Genomic DNA, 15,510 nt, shown 5'->3' with positions numbered 1-15,510 from the left:
GTGGCGGGACGTGCCGAGGGCGCGGAGCCGGCGACGGGGGTCCGCCGGCGGGCCGCGCCGGGTGGGCCGGGCCGGTCCCGCCGCGAGGGATGACCCCGCGGCGGGAGCCGGTCGTTCGGCCCGACTGCGCTGCGCCCGATCCGGTCGTCGGTTCGGGCGCGCGCGTCACGTCAGTTCTTGGTGTTCAGCGTCTTCTCGATGGACGCGTTGGCTTCCTTGCCGGCGCCGGCCGCGTCGCCGCCGGTCATCACCTTGGTGAGGTACGCCTTGATCGGGTTGTTCTCCTCGACGGAGGCCCAGTTCGGCGAGTTGGGGGTGGCGAAGCCGTTCTTCGCGCCCTCCATCATCGCCGCGCCACCCGGGTCGGCCGTGACGGCCGAGCCGAGCGTGGTCTTGTTCGGGAGCTGCTTGGTCGCCTGCGCGAGCTTGGTCTGCCACTCGTCGCTGTTGATCAGCTTGATGACGTCGTAGGCCAGGTCCTGGTTCTTCGACGCCTCGGGGATCATCAGGTCGGAGCCGCCGGTGAGGGCGGCGCCGGCCTTGCTCGCGTCCTTGCCCGGGATCGGGAAGAAGCCGAACTTGTCCTTCAGGGCCGGGTTGGACTTGATGATCGTCTCGGCCTCGCCGGGAACGGCGATGAACTGGGCGATCTTGCCGCCGTCGGCCGCGACGACCTCGGGCTGGGTCTTCTCGTCGCCGTCCTTGGCCGCCTTGCCCAGGGCCTGGAGCTCCTTGTAGAAGCCCGACGCGGCCACGGCGGGGGCGCCGTCCAGGTTGGCCTTCCACGAGCTGCCGGCCTTGGTCGCGATGTCCGCGCCCTCGTCCTTGAGCAGGCCCGCGTAGAAGTACCAGTTCTGACCCGGCAGGTAGATGCCCTGCTGGTCGCCGGTGTTGAGCTTCTTGGTGGTCTCGATCCACTCGGCGCGGGTCTTCGGCGGCTGGACCGAAGCCTTGGCGAACAGGTCCTTGTTGTAGACCACGACCCGGTTGGCGGCGTAGAACGGGATGCCGTAGGTCTTGCCGTCCACCTTGCCCGGGTCGGACAGGCCGGTCAGCCAGTCCTTGCCGCCGAGGTCGGAGACCTTGGAGCTGAGGTCCTTGAGCCCACCCGAGGCGCCGTACTGGGCGATCTGGGTGTTGCCCGCCTCGATGACGTCGGGGGCGTCGTTGCTGGCGAGGGCGCCGGTGATCTTCTGCCCGATGCCGTTCCACTGCTGGATCTGCACGTCCAGCTTGGCGCCCGGGTGGTCCCCTTCGAACTTCGTCTTCAGCGCGGCGATGTAGTCGTCGGGGGCGGAACCCTTCATCAGCCAGACGCGGACCGTCTTGCCGCTCGCATTGCCGGCCGGCGCGCTCGCGCCCGGCGCCTTGGTTTCCTTCTTGTTGTCATCGCTGCTGCTGTCGGACCCACAGGCGGCAACACCGGTCAGCGCCGCCGCGACACCGGCCGCGACGAGAAGACGACGCTTCACTACATCCTCCTCAGGATGTCGGGCACCGCAGTTCGGTATGGAGTTGTCGCTGTTTCCCCGTCGGATCCGTGAAGGTGCGCGGATCGACCGAGTCCCCCACTGGGGAGGGGACTCGAAATGGGAAAACACCGACGCACCAGGGACGAGGGTTGCGCGGTGACCATCAATGGTTTAGACCATTTCGGAGGTTGGCATAGACCAATTGGGGTGTCAAGGTTCCGTAGACGGCGAACCCGCGCCGTTATCGGACCGACATCCGCGCTCCTGGTCCTGGGGGGATCGGTGGTCGTGCCACGATGGGGACCGAACGTGTCAGGAGGGCACCGGTGACGGCGGAACACGCGATCACAACCGCGGCGGACAGTGCGACGGCAGGAGGCGACCCCGGCCTCGAACCGAGCGCACGCGTGCCCAAGTACTACCGCCTCAAGCGCCATCTTCAGGAGCTGACCAACACCCAGCCACCGGGCACGCCCGTGCCACCCGAGCGAACCCTCGCGGCGCAGTTCGACATCTCCCGCACCACCGTGCGCCAGGCCCTCCAGGAGCTGGTGATCGAGGGCCGGTTGGAGCGTGCCCAGGGGCGGGGCACCTTCGTCGCCAAGCCCAAGGTCGCACAGAGCCTCCAGTTGACGTCGTACACCGAGGACATGCAGGCCCAGGGCCTGGAGCCGACCTCTCGGCTGATCGAGATCGGCTACATCACGTGTGACGACCACCTCGCCGAGCGGCTGGCCATCCGGCCCGGCAACCGGGTCCTGCGGATAGAGCGCCTGCGGCTGGCCAACTCCGAGCCGATGGCGATCGAGACCACTCACCTTTCCACCAAGCGCTTCCCGGGGTTGCGCAAGCACCTGGCCAAGCACAACTCGCTGTATCGGGCCCTGTCGGCCGGCTTCGACGTCCACCTGGCCGAGGCCGAGGAGACGATCGAGACCGCGATGGCCACCCCGCGCGAGGCCGGCCTGCTCGGCACCGACGTGGGGCTGCCGCTGCTGCTGCTGTCCCGACACAGCTTCGACACCGACGGCGAACCGGTGGAGTGGGTCCGCTCGGTCTACCGGGGCGACCGGTACAAGTTCGTCGCCCGGCTGCGTCGTCCCCAGGAGTGAACCGGGCCGCGCCCCGATCCACCCTCACGGTCCACCGCATGCCATCGGCCGGGTGCCCCGGGTCGCCCCGGACCACCCGGCCGATGGCCGGAGGATTGCCGTTCGCTCCTACAGCCCCGTGCAGCGGGCCGCTGGTTCGGCGAGTCGCACCGCCCCGCCGGGCCGTACGCTCACCGCTTCCATGGTCCCTCGGGTCCGCGCCGCCGCCAGGGGCCACAGGTCCACAATCGGCGGGCCGAAGGTCCCGGGGGGTGACTTCGGGCCCGGTCGAGCCCACGACGGCCTGATCCGACGGGGGCCCGAAGGCACGCCCTACTCTGAACGGTCATGAGCATTCTCGTGGTGACCGGTACCGACACCGGCGTGGGCAAGACGATCGTCACGGCGGCCGTCGCGGCCATCGCGGCCGTGCGCGGTGGCACCGTGGCGGTGGTCAAGCCGTCCCAGACGGGCGTGGCGCCGGACGAGCCGGGCGACCTCGCGGATGTGCGCCGCCTGGCCGGGGTGACCGACCTGCACGAATACTCGCGCTATCCCGACCCGCTCTCCCCCGCCGCCGCCTCCCGCGTCTCCGGCCTGCCGCCGGTGGACCTCTACGGCGTCGCCGACCGGGTCCGCGCGCTGGCCGAGACGACCGACCTGGTGATCGTCGAGGGCGCGGGCGGCCTGCTCGTGCGCTTCGACGACGAGGGCACCACGATCGCCGACCTCGCCCACGAGCTGAAGGCGGGGGTACTCGTGGTCACCCGCCCCGACCTGGGCACGCTCAACCACACCGCGCTCACCCTGGAGTCGATGGCCCATCGCGGCGTGGACCCGATCGGCGTGGTGATCGGGTCCTGGCCCGCCGCGCCCGACCTGGCGATGCGCTGCAACGTCCGGGATCTGGAGACATTGGCCGCCCGCCCGCTGGCCGGGGTGCTGCCCGCCGGCGCCGGTTCGCTGCATCCGGCCGACTTCCTGCTCACCGCCCGCGCGAGTCTGGCACCGGCCCTGGGCGGTACCTTCGACCCGGCCGCGTTCCGCGCCATACAGGATCCGACCGCGAGGTGAAGCGACATGACGGAAACCCTCGACAGTGACCGTACGCAGACCGTGACCGACGACATCCTGACCGTGGCCCGGCGACAGGTCCTCGACGAGGGCCGCGGCCTGAGCGCCGAGCAGGTGCTGGCCGTACTCACCCTGCCGGACGAGCGGCTGGAGGAGTTGCTCCAGCTCGCGCACGAGGTCCGGGTCCGGCACTGCGGGCCCGAGGTCGAGGTCGAGGGCATCGTGTCGGTCAAGACCGGCGGTTGCCCGGAGGACTGCCACTTCTGCTCGCAGTCCGGGCTGTTCCCCTCCCCGGTCCGGGCCGCCTGGCTGGACATCCCCACGCTGGTGAAGGCGGCCGAGGAGACCGCGGCGACCGGCGCCACCGAGTTCTGCATCGTGGCCGCGGTGCGCGGTCCGGACGCGCGCCTGATGAAGCAGATGCGCGAGGGCGTCGCGGCGATCCGCGAGGTCGTCGACATCAACATCGCCGCCTCGCTCGGCATGCTCACTCAGGAACAGGTCGACGAACTGGCCGAGATGGGCATCCACCGCTACAACCACAACCTGGAGACGGCCAGGTCCTACTTCACCAACGTGGTCACCACGCACACGTGGGAGGAACGCTGGGACACCCTGCGGATGGTGCGCGCGGCAGGCATGGAGGTGTGCTGCGGCGGCATCGTCGGCATGGGCGAATCGGTCGAGCAGCGCGCCGAGTTCGCCGGCCAGCTGGCCGAACTGGAACCGGACGAGGTGCCGCTGAACTTCCTCAACCCGCGCCCGGGCACCCCGTTCGCCGACCAGGAGGTGCTCGCGCCGCGCGAGGCGCTCCGGATCATCGGCGCCTTCCGGCTCGCGCTGCCCCGGACCATCCTGCGCTACGCGGGCGGTCGCGAGATCGCGCTCGGCGACCTGGGCACGCGCGAGGGCCTGCTCGGCGGGATCAACGCGGTGATCGTCGGCAACTACCTGACCACGCTGGGCCGCGGCGCGGACGCCGACCTGGCGCTGCTCGACGAACTGAGCATGCCGGTCAAGGCGCTGAACCAGACCCTGTAGTGCCGCGGGCGGGGCCGCCCCGGCGGCGGCCCCGCCCGACAACCCGGCGGCCGCGCGGACCGGTTGCCGCCGGCACGGCGTCGCGGCGCGCGTGCGCCGCCGGCGGGCCGTACCCGCCGAACGGGCGCGCCGCTCCGGCGGCGGTCCACCCGCGAGCGACCATCGGGGTCTCCCGGGCGGCGTAAACTGGGCGGCTATGAATCCTCCTGGCTCCGCCGCCGCGGCCCGACCCCACGACCAGCTCGCCGCACCCGCAGGCGTCCGCATCCGCCAGGCCCGTCCGGACGAATACGAGGCGGTCGGCGAGGTGACCGTCGCGGGCTACGCGGGTCTGCTCGCCGCCGACCGGCACTACGTCGACGACCTGCGCAAGGCCGCGCACCGCGCGGACAACGCCGAACTCCTCGTGGCCGTGGACGAGCACACCGGGGAGATCCTGGGCACCGTCTCGTTCGTGCTGCCCGGCAGCGCCTACGCCGAGGTCTCCCGCGAGGGCGAAGGCGAGTTCCGGATGCTGGCGGTCACCCCCGCCGCACGCGGGCGCGGCATCGGCGAGGCACTGGTCGAGGCGTGCCTCGAACGCGCCCGCAAGTACCACTTCACCGCCGTCGCGATCTCCACCGTGTGGGACATGCGGGCGGCGCATCGCCTCTACGCCCGCATGGGCTTCCACCGCGCACCCGAGCGCGACTGGTGGCCGGTGCCCGAGGTGGAACTGTTCTGCTACCTCAAGGACCTCCGCGAGCCGGCGCAGCCGTAACCTACGCCCGTGAGCACACGTACGACCTTCTGCGACCACTGCGGCGACCCGTTGTCCGGCCCCGCACACGAAACCTGCGCACGCCGCCGCGAACTCGAACCCCCGCGCTACTGCGCCGAGTGTCGCCGCCGCATGACGGTGCAGGTGACCCCACGGGGCTGGACGGCCAAGTGCGTGGAACACGGGATGCGCACGTCGCCCTGAAGGGCCGCGCCGTGCCGTGGGCCTCGGGGCCCGACCGGAACGCCCCGAGGCCCCCGAGACTCCAGCCGCCGAACGGGAGGCAACGGGAGGAGCAAGTGGAGCGGGTGGGTAAACCGATCACGCCCGACCCGGGTGCTCCACCTCGACCACGGTCTCCTCGACCGACACCCGCTGCGCGTCCACCTCGACACGCACCAGTTTGATCCGCTCCAGCACCTTGGAACGCAGTTCCGAAGGCACCTCGTCGCGCCCGCAGCAGCGGTGCACGAGTTCCTTCACCTGTTGTTCGAGGCCGTACTTGTCCAGGCACGGCGAGCACTCGTCGAGGTGGGTGCGGATGCTCGTGCAGTCCGCGTCCGCCAGCTCGTTGTCGATGTACTCGTAGAGGTGCCCGAGGATCTCGGCGCAGTCCACCTCGTGGTGGTCACCGCAGCTCATGAGTCCGAGCCTTTCCGGTCGGTGCCTGCGGGGACGAGGCCGCGCTCGCGTGCGTAGTCGGCCAGCAGATCGCGAAGCTGGCGCCGCCCGCGGTGCAGGCGCGACATCACGGTCCCGATGGGAGTACCCATGATGTCCGCGATCTCCTTGTACGCGAAGCCCTCGACGTCGGCGAGGTAGACCGCGATCCGGAACTCCTCGGGGATGGCCTGGAGGGCCGTCTTCACGTCGGAGTCCGGCAGGTGATCGAGCGCCTGTGCCTCGGCCGAGCGCAGTCCGGTGGACATGTGCGACTCGGCGCGGTGCAGCTGCCAGTCCTCGATCTCCTCCGCATGCGATTCCAGCGGCTGCCGCTGCTTCTTGCGGTAGGAGTTGATGAAGGTGTTGGTCAGGATGCGGTAGAGCCAGGCCTTGAGGTTGGTGCCCTCTTTGAACTGGTGGAACGACGCGTACGCCTTGGCGAACGTCTCCTGGACCAGGTCCTCGGCATCCGCGGGGTTGCGGGTCATCCGCAGCGCCGCCGAATACAACTGATCGAGGAACGGCAGGGCGTCCCGCTCGAACCGCGCGTCTTGCTGCTCCAAGGTCTCCGGTACGAGACCCACCTCCTTCAAGCCAGGAGTCGACGATATCGCCCGAGGCTGGTCGGTGCCCGCACCCCACTCGGGCCAGGCGAGAAACGGTGCCTCGTTTCGGACAACCGAACCGGCGGCCTTGAGCATGGGAGGGACCTCCACTCGTCGACGCTTGACAGTGGTGGGAACACGACGTCGACACGGATCATTCCCGTGCGCTCGCCGCCACCAGCCAATCGCCGACACCCGCTGTGATCAGGGCCAATGCCGCTTCCTGAGTGATCTCGGCACGCCTGGGAACGGCGAATCCGTGGTCCGCGAACGGCACCGCGAGCACCGTCGGACCGTCCGCCGGAAACTCCGGCGGGCCGCCGAACGTGTCCCGTTCGCCCTGTACGACCAGAGTCGGCACACCGGCGCCGAGCAGTTCAGCCAAGCGCGAACGCTCCGGCCGACCGGGTGGATGCAGCGGGAAGGCCAGCGCGACCACACCCGCCACCGCGGTGTCCCCCGCGGTGCGGCAGGCGACCCGCGCACCGGCACTGCGCCCGGAGCCGAACACGGGCAGGCCCTCGGCCGCGTTGCGCCGGGCGATCTCGACGAGCACCGGCCGCCAGCCCGCGTCCAGCGTCTTCGGCGCGGGCGCGAGTCGGCGCCCGGCCACCCGCCACGGCTGCTCGACCAGGGCCACGTGGATCCCGCGCCCGGGCAGCGCCGCGGCGAGCGCGACCAGGTCGCGCGCCTCGATCCCACCGCCCGCACCGTGACTCACCACGAACCACGCACGGGCCGGCCCGACGGCCCGATGCAGGGTCACCCGCGCGAGCCCGACCGGCGTGTCGACGTCGAACACCTCCGGCGCCGCGGCATCGGCCGAACCGACCCGATCAGAAGAGCGTCGCGTCAACGGTGACCTCGTCCTCGGGAATCGCGTCGAGCAGACGCGGCGCGTTGTTGCGCACGTTGTTCACGTCCGTGGAGACCGGACGCGCCGTCATGAACCCGGTGGGCGGCGGCACCAGCAGCCCCCGGATCTCCTCGGGCTCGGTCCACGCCGGGTCCAACCACCCGTCCCACCTGTCCCGGGTCAGCACCAGCGGCATCCGGTGGTGGATCCGGGCGAGTTCGGGATCGGCGTCCAGGGTCAGGATCGTGCACGTCCACAACCAGCCGAGCGGGTCGTCGTCCGGCCGGCTGCGGTCGCGCCACCATTCGTACAGCCCGGCGAAGGCCACCTCGGCGCCGTCCGCCGCGTGGATCCAGTACGGCTGCCTGCGCGAGGCGCCCTTGGGGCCGTCCGGCGCGGTCTGCGGGGTGTGCCATTCGAAGTAGCCGTCGGCCGGCAGCAGACACCGCCGCGCGGCGAACGCCTTCCGGTAGGCGGGCTTCTCGTGCACGGTCTCCGAGCGCGCGTTGATCATCTTGGCGCCCTGGCCCGGGTCCTTGGCCCAGGACGGCACCAGGCCCCATTTGACCGAGCGCAGTTGCCGGGCGGGCGGGCCGCCGGACTCGACCGGGCGTTCCAGGACCGCGTAGACCTGCTTGGTCGGCGCGATGTTCCAGTCGGGTGGGAGTTCGTCCGCGGGGTCGAACCGATCGACCTCGAACAACTCGACGAGGTCCTCGGGGCTCTTGCTGGACGCGTACCGGCCGCACATGGCGTCCAGGGTGCCACGTAGCCGAAGCACATCGGGGGCCGGGCGGCCAAACCACTAGGCTTGGGACGTGATGTCTGCGTTGTGGTCCGCCCCTGTCGCCTCCGCTCCCGTGACCGCCACCGTCGAGGTGCCCGGTTCCAAGTCGGTGACCAACCGCGCCCTGGTGCTGGCCGCGCTCGCCGACGGTCCCGGCCATGTCCGCCGTCCGCTGCGCAGCCGCGACTCGCTGCTGATGGTGGCCGGGCTGCGGGCGCTCGGCGTGGTGATCGAGGACCGCGGCGCGGACTGGTACGTGTTGCCCGGCGGGCTGACCGGCCCGGCGACCGTGGACTGCGGCAACGCGGGCACCGTGATGCGCTTCCTGCCGCCGGTCGCGGCGCTCGCCGACGGGCCGGTGCGCTTCGACGGCGACCCGCGCTCCTACGAGCGCCCGCTGGACGGGGTGATCAACGCGCTGCGCGACCTGGGCACCCGGATCGACGACGAGGGCGAGGCCCGGTTGCCGATGACCGTGCTCGGCGGCGGCAGGGTCGAGGGCGGCGTGGTGCACATCGACGCGTCGAACTCGTCGCAGTTCGTCAGCGCGCTGCTGCTGTCCGGGCCGCGCTTCAACCTCGGCGTCGAGGTCCGGCACACCGGCGGCTCGGTGCCCTCGATGACGCACATCGCGATGACCGTGGACATGCTGCGCGCGGCCGGCGCCCGGGTCGACGACGCCGAGCCGAACGTCTGGCGGGTCGCCCCCGGCGCGCTCCTCGGCCGGGACATGGTGGTCGAGCCGGACCTGTCCAACGCCGGCCCGTTCCTGGCCGCCGCGCTGGTCACCGGCGGCTCGGTGACGGTGCGCGACTGGCCCGAGCACACCACGCAGCCCGGTGACCGGCTGCGCTCGATCTTCACCGAGATGGGCGGCTCGTGCGTGCTCACCCCGGCCGGGCTGACCCTGACCGGCGGCGGCGCGGTGCACGGCATCGAGGCCGACCTGCACGACGTCGGCGAGCTGACCCCGGTGATCGCGGCGGTCGCGGCGCTGGCCGACGGCCCCAGCCGGCTGACCGGCGTGGCCCACCTGCGGCTGCACGAGACCGACCGGCTGGCCGCGCTGGTCAAGGAGATCAACGACCTCGGCGGCGACGTCAACGAGATCCGGGACGGCCTGGAGATCCGGCCACGCCCGCTGCACGGCGGCGTCTTCCACACCTACGACGACCATCGCCTGGCCACCGCCGCGGCGGTGCTGGGCCTGCTGGTCCCGGGGGTGGAGGTGGAGAACGTGGCGACCACCGCGAAGACCCTGCCCGACTTCACCGGCCTGTGGACCCGCATGCTGACCGCGCGACGCGGCTGAGAGGCAAGACCATGGCGGGACTCGGTTCGAACCGACGCAGGGACCTGGACGAGGACGACATCCGGATCCGGCCGGGCAAGCGCGGTTCACGCCCGCGCACCCGCACCAGGCCCAAGCACGAGGACGCCCGCGAAGGCCGGGTGCTGACCGTGGACCGCGGCCGGTACACGTGCCTGCTCCAGGACGAGGACGCGCCGGACCGCTCGATCACCGCGATGAAGGCCCGCGAACTGGGCCGCAAGGGCGTCGTGGTCGGCGACCGGGTGGGCATCGTCGGCGACCTCAGCGGCGAGGACGGCTCGCTGGCCCGGATCGTCCGGGTCGAGGAACGCCGCAGCACGCTGCGCCGCACCGCGGACGACGACGACCCGTACGAGCGGATCATCGTGGCCAACGCCGACCAGCTCGCGATCGTCACCGCGCTGGCCGACCCCGAGCCGCGCCCGCGCCTGATCGACCGCTGCCTGGTCGCGGCCTACGACGCGGGCCTGGAACCGCTGCTGGTGCTGACCAAGGCCGACCTCGCCGCCCCGGACGACCTGCTGGAGATGTACGGCGCGCTCGGCGTCGAGCACGTGGTCACCAAGAGCGCGTCGAACTGGGACCTGGACCCGATCCGGGCCCGCCTGGCGGGCAAGGTCACCGTGTTCGTCGGGCACAGCGGCGTCGGCAAGACCACGCTGGTCAACGAACTGGTGCCGGCGCATCAGCGCGCGGTCGGGCACGTCAACGAGGTGACCGGTCGCGGCCGGCACACCACCACGTCGGCGCTGACCCTGCGCCTGCCGGTCTTCGAGCCGGGCGAGGACCAGGGCTGGGTCGTGGACACCCCCGGTGTGCGCTCGTTCGGGCTCAACCACGTCGACCTCAGCCGGGTGATCAACGCCTTCCCGGACCTGGCGGCCGGCACCGAGGGCTGCCCGCGGGCCTGTTCGCACGACGAGCCGGACTGCGCCCTCGACGCGTGGGTGGCCGCGGGGCACGCCGACCCGGCGCGGCTCTACTCGCTGCGCCGGTTGCTGAGCACGCGCGAGCGGGACGAGGGCGACTGACCGGCGCCGCCGGTTCGGGAGCCGATCATTGGACCGGCGCCTGGCTGTTCTTGACCGTGTCGTGCCAGACCGCCTTGGACCCGGACTCGCCCACCCGCACCACCTGGACCACCGCGAGCACCGCGCCCACCACGGTCAGCACCGCGACGATCGGCACCACGATCGGCGGTATCGTCCGCGGCCGGAAGGTGGCGGCGGCCCGGTGCCGGGCGACGAGCAGCAGGATCAGCGTGATGCCGAGCAGGCCCAGCGTGTACCAGAGCATGTCCTGGCCGCGGTCCACGTGCGTCTGCACCGCGGCGGCGCGCTGCCCGTCGGTGAGCCGGTCCAGCCGGGCGAGCAACTTCTCACCGCTCAGCTTGGCGACATACGCGGTGAGCGCGGCGGCCGCGTCCAGCCCGACCACCCACCACCCGGCGCGCAACAACCACGGCCGGCGTACCGCCACGAGCACACTCGCGATCGCCGCCACCGGCACGATGACCACCGCCAGGTGCACGACCAGGACGTGGAGGGGCAGGCCGGAGACGGTGTCGAACATGAATCGGCACTCCTGATCAGTCGGGGTCCGCGGTTGTCGTGTCGGCGGTCCATGGGAGAAAAAACGACCCTCGCACAGAACGACGGCTCCCAGAGTGCCCGGGTTCACCCCGGGTCGAACACCCGCCACGCGCGGCCGGTCACGGTCCGCACAGGGGGGCCAGCCCTACCCCGGGTTCGGGTGACCACCGGATGCCGGTCCCGGGGCGCGCGCTCATACAGTTGGTCAGCTTCGCATCACCTGTCGGGGAGAGTGTCATGAAAAGGCCGCTACGGACGTCACTGATCTTCTTCGGTGGTCTCCTCACCATCGCCGGGATCGTGCTGGCCGGATGGACCGCGATGGCCGCGCTCTCCCAACACGACGTCCGCGCCCAGCAGATCTTCCCGTTCACGGCGAACAACCTGGTCATCGACACCGACAACGGCGGAGTCACCCTGGAGCCGGGTGAGCCGGGCAAGGTCACGGTGGACCGGAAGCTCACGGACAGCGTCAACGGCCCCGACCCGACCTGGTCGCTGGAGGGCAACCGGCTCAAGCTCCGGCTGCACTGCCCGTCCTTCTTCGGCATCGCGTGCGGCGGGTCGTACCGGATCAAGGTGCCGCTGAATGTCCCGCTCGACGTCTCCTCGGACAACGGCGGCATCAGCGCCAGCGGACTACGGCAGGACCTGACGTTCAGCACCGACAACGGTCACCTCGACGTCTCCGACAGCACCGGAAATCTGCGGCTGACCAGCGACAACGGCGGCATCACCACGTCTCGGGTCAATGCCGACCAGGTCTGGGTCCAAACCGGTAACGGGGGCGTCCGCCTGCGCTTCGACTCCGCTCCCGGCAACGTGCGGGTGCGGACCGACAACGGCGGCGTGCGGGTCACCGTGCCCGAGGACCAGAACACGTACCAGGTGAGGACCCATAGCGGCAACGGTGGGATCGAGAACGGGATCGACAACGACTCGCGCTCGAAACGCTCGATCGACGTCGGGACCTCCAACGGCGGGATCACCCTCGATCGGGCCCCGGTCCGCTAGCACGTCACCCCAAGCAGGCCGCGCGCTCAGACCACGAACGACCCGCCGGTGCGCCAGTACACGCCGCCCTCGCGGCCCAGGAAGCCCTCGTCCACGAGGTGTCTGCGCAGCGCCGCGTGGTCGTCCATGAAGCGGCGCAGCGTCTCGACGATCTCCTCCTCGTCGTAGCGCACGCCGGGTTCGAAGCTGCCCGCGACGTGATCCAGGACGACCAGCCGCTTGGCCCGCTGCACGGGCAACTGGCGCACCCGGCCGCGCACCAGGTAGGTCCGCAACACGGCCGCCTCGGCCGGGCCGCGGTCGGCGAACGCGTCGTCCGGTTCCTCGCCCATCCCGGCCGCCGCCTGGGCCAGCGCCTCGGGGCACGCATGCCATCCGTCGCCGGCGCGCGCGGCCAGCCCGGCCGTCTCCAGTTTGGCCAGCACCTTGATCGTGTCCCGCAGCGGCAGCCCCGCCCGATCGGCGATCTCGGAGCTGAGATGGGCCTCCAGAACCAACGCGGCGAACACCTTCAACCGGGCGTCGTCGGCGAGGAGACGGAGCAGTTCCGCAGGTTCGTCGGCCGGACCCATGTCCCCAGGGTAGGACTTCGGGTCCGGCCCGGGACGCCTTGCCGGCCAGGATCACCCGGATGCGTGCGCACGGTCAGTCGCCGCGCACGCCCAGTTCGTCGATGTGCGCGAGCAGGTCGCCCGGCTCGTCGTAGACCCGGAAGGCGTGCGCACGTTCGAGTTCGTCCGCGCCGTAGCCGCCGGAGAGCAGGCCCACCCCGAGCGAGCCGGCCCGCCGGGCGGCCAGCAGGTCCCAGATACTGTCCCCGACCACGACACACTGGCCCGGGTCCACGCCGAGCTTGGCCGCGCCGGCCAGGAACAGATCGGGGTCCGGCTTGGCCCGGGCGACCTCGTCGCGGGTGACCATCGGCAGGTCGGCGGGCGCGCCGAGCTTGGCCAGCATCGGTTCGGCGCCCGCCCGCCGCCCGCTGGTGGCGATGGTCCACGGGATGCCCACCTCGGTCAGGTGACGCAGCAGTTCCGGCGCGCCGGGCAGCGGCTCGACGAACGGCACCCGGGCGGCGTAGTGGCGCCCGTGCGCGTCGGTAAACGCCTCCACCTGGTCCGGGGAGAGGTCGATCCCGGTCTCGCGCTGGATGCCCTTGACGAACAGTCCGCCGCTCATCCCGATCTTGCGATGGATGCGCCACATCGCCAGGTCGATGCCGGCCTCACTGAGTGCCTCCTGCCACGACATGACGTGGTGGTAGACGCTGTCGACGAGGGTGCCGTCGAGGTCGAAGACGAACGCGGGCGGACGGGAACGTACAAGATCGGTCATACCGAAAATCTAGCCCGCTCCCCCGCCTTCGGCCCTTTCGTGCCCGCGACTCGGACGCCCCCGGCGCGCGATATCGGCGCTACCCCTCCGCACCCGACTCCACCATGTCCGCGACCTCGGCCGCCCGGGCCCGCTCCTCGGCGCGGATGCGCCGGTCCCGGTCCAGGGCCTCGGCCTGGTCCTCGTCGTCGCGCATCAGCCGCTCGACGTTGGCGTCGCCCAGGTCCAGCACACCCATCTCGGCGAACGTGGTGCGTACCTTGGGTCCCCACAGGCCGATGTCCTTGATGCACGGCACGATCCGGCTGAACAACAACCGGCGGAACTCGCGCAGGTATTCGGAGTTCTCGGTGGCCTCGCGCGCCTCGGCCTTGTCTATCTGGAAGTTCTCCCACACCTCCTCATCGCGCAGCCGGTCGCGCATCAGGTAACACCCCTCGACCACGAACTCCTCGCGCTCCGCGCGCTCGGCGTCGGTCAGTTCGCGGTAGTGGTCGCGCAACGCCATCCGCCCGAAGGCCACATGCCGGGCCTCGTCCTGCATCACGTAGGCCAGGATCTGCTTGGGCAGCGCCACCGAGGTCAGGTCCCGCAGGATCCCGAACGCGGCCAGCGCCAGGCCCTCCACCAACACCTGCATGCCCAGGTACGGAAAGTCCCAGCGGCCGTCCGAAAGGGTGTCGTCCAGCAGCGACTTCAGGTGCGGGTTGATCGGGTAGTACAGCCCGACCTTCTCCTTGAGAAAGCGGGCGTACACCTCGGCATGTCGGGCCTCGTCCATCACCTGGGTCGCCGCGTAGAACTTCGCGTCGATGTCGGGCACCGACTCGGCGATTCGCGCGCTGCAGATCAGCGCGCCCTGTTCGCCGTGCAGGAACTGGCTGAACTGCCACGCGATCGCGTGCCGGCCCAGTTCGTCGCGCTCGCGCTGCGACATCATGTTCCAGCTGCGGGTGCCGTAGAGGGTGTGCAACTCCTCGGGCATGCCCAGCGGGTTCATCGGGTCCACCGGCAGATCCCATTCGATCCGCCGGGCGGCGTCCCACTGCTTGTCCTTGCCCTTGGCGTACAGCGCGAGGAGCCGGTCGCGCCCCTCGTCGTATTCCCAGTTGAAGCGGGCCGCCCCCGACGCGGGGACCTCCCAGACGGTCATGTCGGCGGGCAGCGCGTAAAGGTCGTGCGTCGACACGGGCGTTCTCCTCGCGAGAGACGTGTGACGTGCGGTCGGCGAATGCCGTTACCCGCTGTCCTACGCCTTCCTCGCGCCGACCGGAACCCCCGCGCGGCAACCGATTACTGCCGAGTAGCCTGCCCGGTCCGCACCTCGCCGGCCACCGGCGGCGGGCTGGCCGGTTTGGCCGGCATCACCACCGGCGGCGGCACGGCCCGGCCCTGCGCCGGGATGGCCGCGGTCGGCGCGGGCGGGCCGCCGAGTCGACCGCGCAGCCGCTGCCGACGCCGGCCCAACGCTCGGGTCGCGGCCGGACTGGCCCGGCGCACCTCCTCGGGCAGCGCGAACCACACCTCCACCACGGCCAGCGCCTGCGGTCGCTCCCCCGCGCGCTCGAGCAGGTCGGCGGCCCGCTCGTAGGTCCACGCGGTCCGCATCTCGGCCCCGACACCGTGCAACAGCGTGCCCAATTCGCGCAGTTCCTCGGGCTCGAAGCGATCCGCGAGCGGAGTACCCTCCAGTGTCCAACCGTCCAGACTTCGACGCGGTTGGACGAGACCGGGTCCCGGTACGGCCTCTTTGCCGTGTGCTGCCCTGCGCCCGACCCCGAACAGTGCCATCGCGGTCCCGCACCCCCTCCGCCATCGACTCGTACCCGTAACACGCGCAGGATCGATGAACGGTTGTCGACTGTCGCTGTTCGCGCTTTCGTGTCT

At 71.1% G+C, this 15,510-nt stretch carries 18 protein-coding genes; 8 read left to right on the top strand and 10 right to left on the bottom strand.

Features of this window, described 5'->3' with window-relative positions:
• Positions 1-170: 170 nt before the first annotated feature.
• The gene (locus ABIA38_RS30535) at positions 171-1,472 is read right to left on the bottom strand and encodes an extracellular solute-binding protein (RefSeq protein ID WP_424642096.1); all 1,302 of its coding nucleotides are present in this window, start codon (positions 1,470-1,472) and stop codon (positions 171-173) included.
• A gap of 344 nt (positions 1,473-1,816) precedes the next feature.
• On the opposite strand from ABIA38_RS30535, the gene ABIA38_RS30530 reads away from it, so the two are divergent.
• The 5 genes from ABIA38_RS30530 (at position 1,817) to ABIA38_RS30510 (ending at position 5,642) form a co-directional block, all read left to right on the top strand.
• Positions 1,817-2,584 carry a GntR family transcriptional regulator gene (locus ABIA38_RS30530; protein WP_026219623.1) on the top strand — a complete coding sequence of 256 codons (768 nt, stop codon included), beginning with the start codon at positions 1,817-1,819 and terminating at the stop codon, positions 2,582-2,584.
• A 327-nt stretch (positions 2,585-2,911) separates the two neighbouring features.
• A complete protein-coding gene (bioD, locus tag ABIA38_RS30525; RefSeq protein WP_424642095.1) occupies positions 2,912-3,637 on the top strand; it encodes a dethiobiotin synthase in 726 nt (241 codons plus the stop codon).
• Positions 3,638-3,643: 6 nt separating this feature from the next.
• Positions 3,644-4,678 (top strand): biotin synthase BioB, encoded by a 1,035-nt coding sequence (bioB, locus tag ABIA38_RS30520; protein WP_424642094.1) that lies wholly within the window; start codon positions 3,644-3,646, stop codon positions 4,676-4,678.
• A gap of 196 nt (positions 4,679-4,874) precedes the next feature.
• A complete protein-coding gene (locus tag ABIA38_RS30515) occupies positions 4,875-5,438 on the top strand; it encodes a GNAT family N-acetyltransferase (protein ID WP_424642093.1) in 564 nt (187 codons plus the stop codon).
• A gap of 9 nt (positions 5,439-5,447) precedes the next feature.
• On the top strand, positions 5,448-5,642 hold the full coding sequence (locus ABIA38_RS30510; RefSeq protein ID WP_424642092.1) for a hypothetical protein: 195 nt from the start codon (positions 5,448-5,450) through the stop codon (positions 5,640-5,642).
• Between the two features lie 117 nt (positions 5,643-5,759).
• On the opposite strand, the gene rsrA is transcribed toward ABIA38_RS30510, so the two are convergent.
• From rsrA to ABIA38_RS30490, 4 genes are all read right to left on the bottom strand, one after another.
• Positions 5,760-6,080 carry a mycothiol system anti-sigma-R factor gene (gene rsrA, locus ABIA38_RS30505; protein ID WP_424642091.1) on the bottom strand — a complete coding sequence of 107 codons (321 nt, stop codon included), beginning with the start codon at positions 6,078-6,080 and terminating at the stop codon, positions 5,760-5,762.
• Positions 6,077-6,712: a sigma-70 family RNA polymerase sigma factor gene (locus ABIA38_RS30500; protein WP_063744985.1), complete on the bottom strand. Its 636-nt coding sequence runs from the start codon at positions 6,710-6,712 to the stop codon at positions 6,077-6,079. Before ABIA38_RS30500 ends, rsrA begins: the two co-directional genes overlap by 4 nt.
• 148 nt (positions 6,713-6,860) lie before the next feature.
• A complete protein-coding gene (locus ABIA38_RS30495) occupies positions 6,861-7,508 on the bottom strand; it encodes an alpha/beta family hydrolase (protein WP_424642090.1) in 648 nt (215 codons plus the stop codon).
• A gap of 34 nt (positions 7,509-7,542) precedes the next feature.
• The gene (locus ABIA38_RS30490; RefSeq protein ID WP_424642089.1) at positions 7,543-8,313 is read right to left on the bottom strand and encodes an SOS response-associated peptidase; all 771 of its coding nucleotides are present in this window, start codon (positions 8,311-8,313) and stop codon (positions 7,543-7,545) included.
• Positions 8,314-8,383: 70 nt separating this feature from the next.
• Here ABIA38_RS30490 and aroA point away from each other — a divergent pair, with 70 nt between their 5' ends.
• A complete protein-coding gene (aroA, locus tag ABIA38_RS30485) occupies positions 8,384-9,661 on the top strand; it encodes a 3-phosphoshikimate 1-carboxyvinyltransferase (RefSeq protein WP_424642142.1) in 1,278 nt (425 codons plus the stop codon).
• A gap of 11 nt (positions 9,662-9,672) precedes the next feature.
• The gene (gene rsgA / locus ABIA38_RS30480; RefSeq protein WP_424642088.1) at positions 9,673-10,713 is read left to right on the top strand and encodes a ribosome small subunit-dependent GTPase A; all 1,041 of its coding nucleotides are present in this window, start codon (positions 9,673-9,675) and stop codon (positions 10,711-10,713) included.
• 25 nt (positions 10,714-10,738) lie between these two features.
• Here the strand turns inward: rsgA and ABIA38_RS30475 are convergent, their stop codons facing one another.
• Positions 10,739-11,254: a DUF2231 domain-containing protein gene (locus ABIA38_RS30475; protein ID WP_424642087.1), complete on the bottom strand. Its 516-nt coding sequence runs from the start codon at positions 11,252-11,254 to the stop codon at positions 10,739-10,741.
• 257 nt (positions 11,255-11,511) lie between these two features.
• Here ABIA38_RS30475 and ABIA38_RS30470 point away from each other — a divergent pair, with 257 nt between their 5' ends.
• Entirely contained in the window at positions 11,512-12,288 is a 777-nt protein-coding gene (locus tag ABIA38_RS30470) for a DUF4097 family beta strand repeat-containing protein (RefSeq protein WP_424642086.1), read from the top strand.
• Between the two features lie 26 nt (positions 12,289-12,314).
• Here ABIA38_RS30470 and ABIA38_RS30465 read toward each other — a convergent pair whose 3' ends face one another.
• The 4 genes from ABIA38_RS30465 to ABIA38_RS30450 all read right to left on the bottom strand — a co-directional run bounded on the left by ABIA38_RS30465 (position 12,315) and on the right by ABIA38_RS30450 (position 15,414).
• A complete protein-coding gene (locus tag ABIA38_RS30465; RefSeq protein WP_424642085.1) occupies positions 12,315-12,860 on the bottom strand; it encodes a DUF2087 domain-containing protein in 546 nt (181 codons plus the stop codon).
• 73 nt (positions 12,861-12,933) lie between these two features.
• On the bottom strand, positions 12,934-13,623 hold the full coding sequence (locus ABIA38_RS30460) for an HAD family hydrolase (protein ID WP_424642084.1): 690 nt from the start codon (positions 13,621-13,623) through the stop codon (positions 12,934-12,936).
• A 79-nt stretch (positions 13,624-13,702) separates the two neighbouring features.
• A complete protein-coding gene (locus tag ABIA38_RS30455; protein ID WP_424642083.1) occupies positions 13,703-14,812 on the bottom strand; it encodes a ferritin-like domain-containing protein in 1,110 nt (369 codons plus the stop codon).
• A gap of 104 nt (positions 14,813-14,916) precedes the next feature.
• Positions 14,917-15,414, bottom strand: coding sequence for a hypothetical protein (locus tag ABIA38_RS30450; RefSeq protein ID WP_424642082.1), 498 nt, complete (start codon positions 15,412-15,414; stop codon positions 14,917-14,919).
• Positions 15,415-15,510: the final 96 nt, after the last annotated feature.

The sequence above is a fragment of the Embleya sp. AB8 genome (assembly GCF_049739465.1).
Taxonomy (GTDB): Bacteria; Actinomycetota; Actinomycetes; order Streptomycetales; family Streptomycetaceae; genus Embleya.
The sequence above is the reverse complement of the archived record's forward strand: the minus strand, read 5'-3'. Positions and strand labels throughout refer to the sequence as shown.

Coding starts and splice junctions, on each gene's coding strand:
- ABIA38_RS30465 (WP_424642085.1), bottom strand. CDS start 12,860: ATGGGTCCGGCCGACGAACCTGCGGAACTGCTCCGTCTCCTCGCCGAC.
- ABIA38_RS30450 (WP_424642082.1), bottom strand. CDS start 15,414: ATGGCACTGTTCGGGGTCGGGCGCAGGGCAGCACACGGCAAAGAGGCC.
- ABIA38_RS30475 (WP_424642087.1), bottom strand. CDS start 11,254: ATGTTCGACACCGTCTCCGGCCTGCCCCTCCACGTCCTGGTCGTGCAC.
- rsgA (WP_424642088.1), top strand. CDS start 9,673: ATGGCGGGACTCGGTTCGAACCGACGCAGGGACCTGGACGAGGACGAC.
- bioD (WP_424642095.1), top strand. CDS start 2,912: ATGAGCATTCTCGTGGTGACCGGTACCGACACCGGCGTGGGCAAGACG.
- bioB (WP_424642094.1), top strand. CDS start 3,644: ATGACGGAAACCCTCGACAGTGACCGTACGCAGACCGTGACCGACGAC.
- ABIA38_RS30470 (WP_424642086.1), top strand. CDS start 11,512: ATGAAAAGGCCGCTACGGACGTCACTGATCTTCTTCGGTGGTCTCCTC.
- aroA (WP_424642142.1), top strand. CDS start 8,384: ATGTCTGCGTTGTGGTCCGCCCCTGTCGCCTCCGCTCCCGTGACCGCC.
- ABIA38_RS30490 (WP_424642089.1), bottom strand. CDS start 8,313: ATGTGCGGCCGGTACGCGTCCAGCAAGAGCCCCGAGGACCTCGTCGAG.
- ABIA38_RS30515 (WP_424642093.1), top strand. CDS start 4,875: ATGAATCCTCCTGGCTCCGCCGCCGCGGCCCGACCCCACGACCAGCTC.
- rsrA (WP_424642091.1), bottom strand. CDS start 6,080: ATGAGCTGCGGTGACCACCACGAGGTGGACTGCGCCGAGATCCTCGGG.
- ABIA38_RS30460 (WP_424642084.1), bottom strand. CDS start 13,623: ATGACCGATCTTGTACGTTCCCGTCCGCCCGCGTTCGTCTTCGACCTC.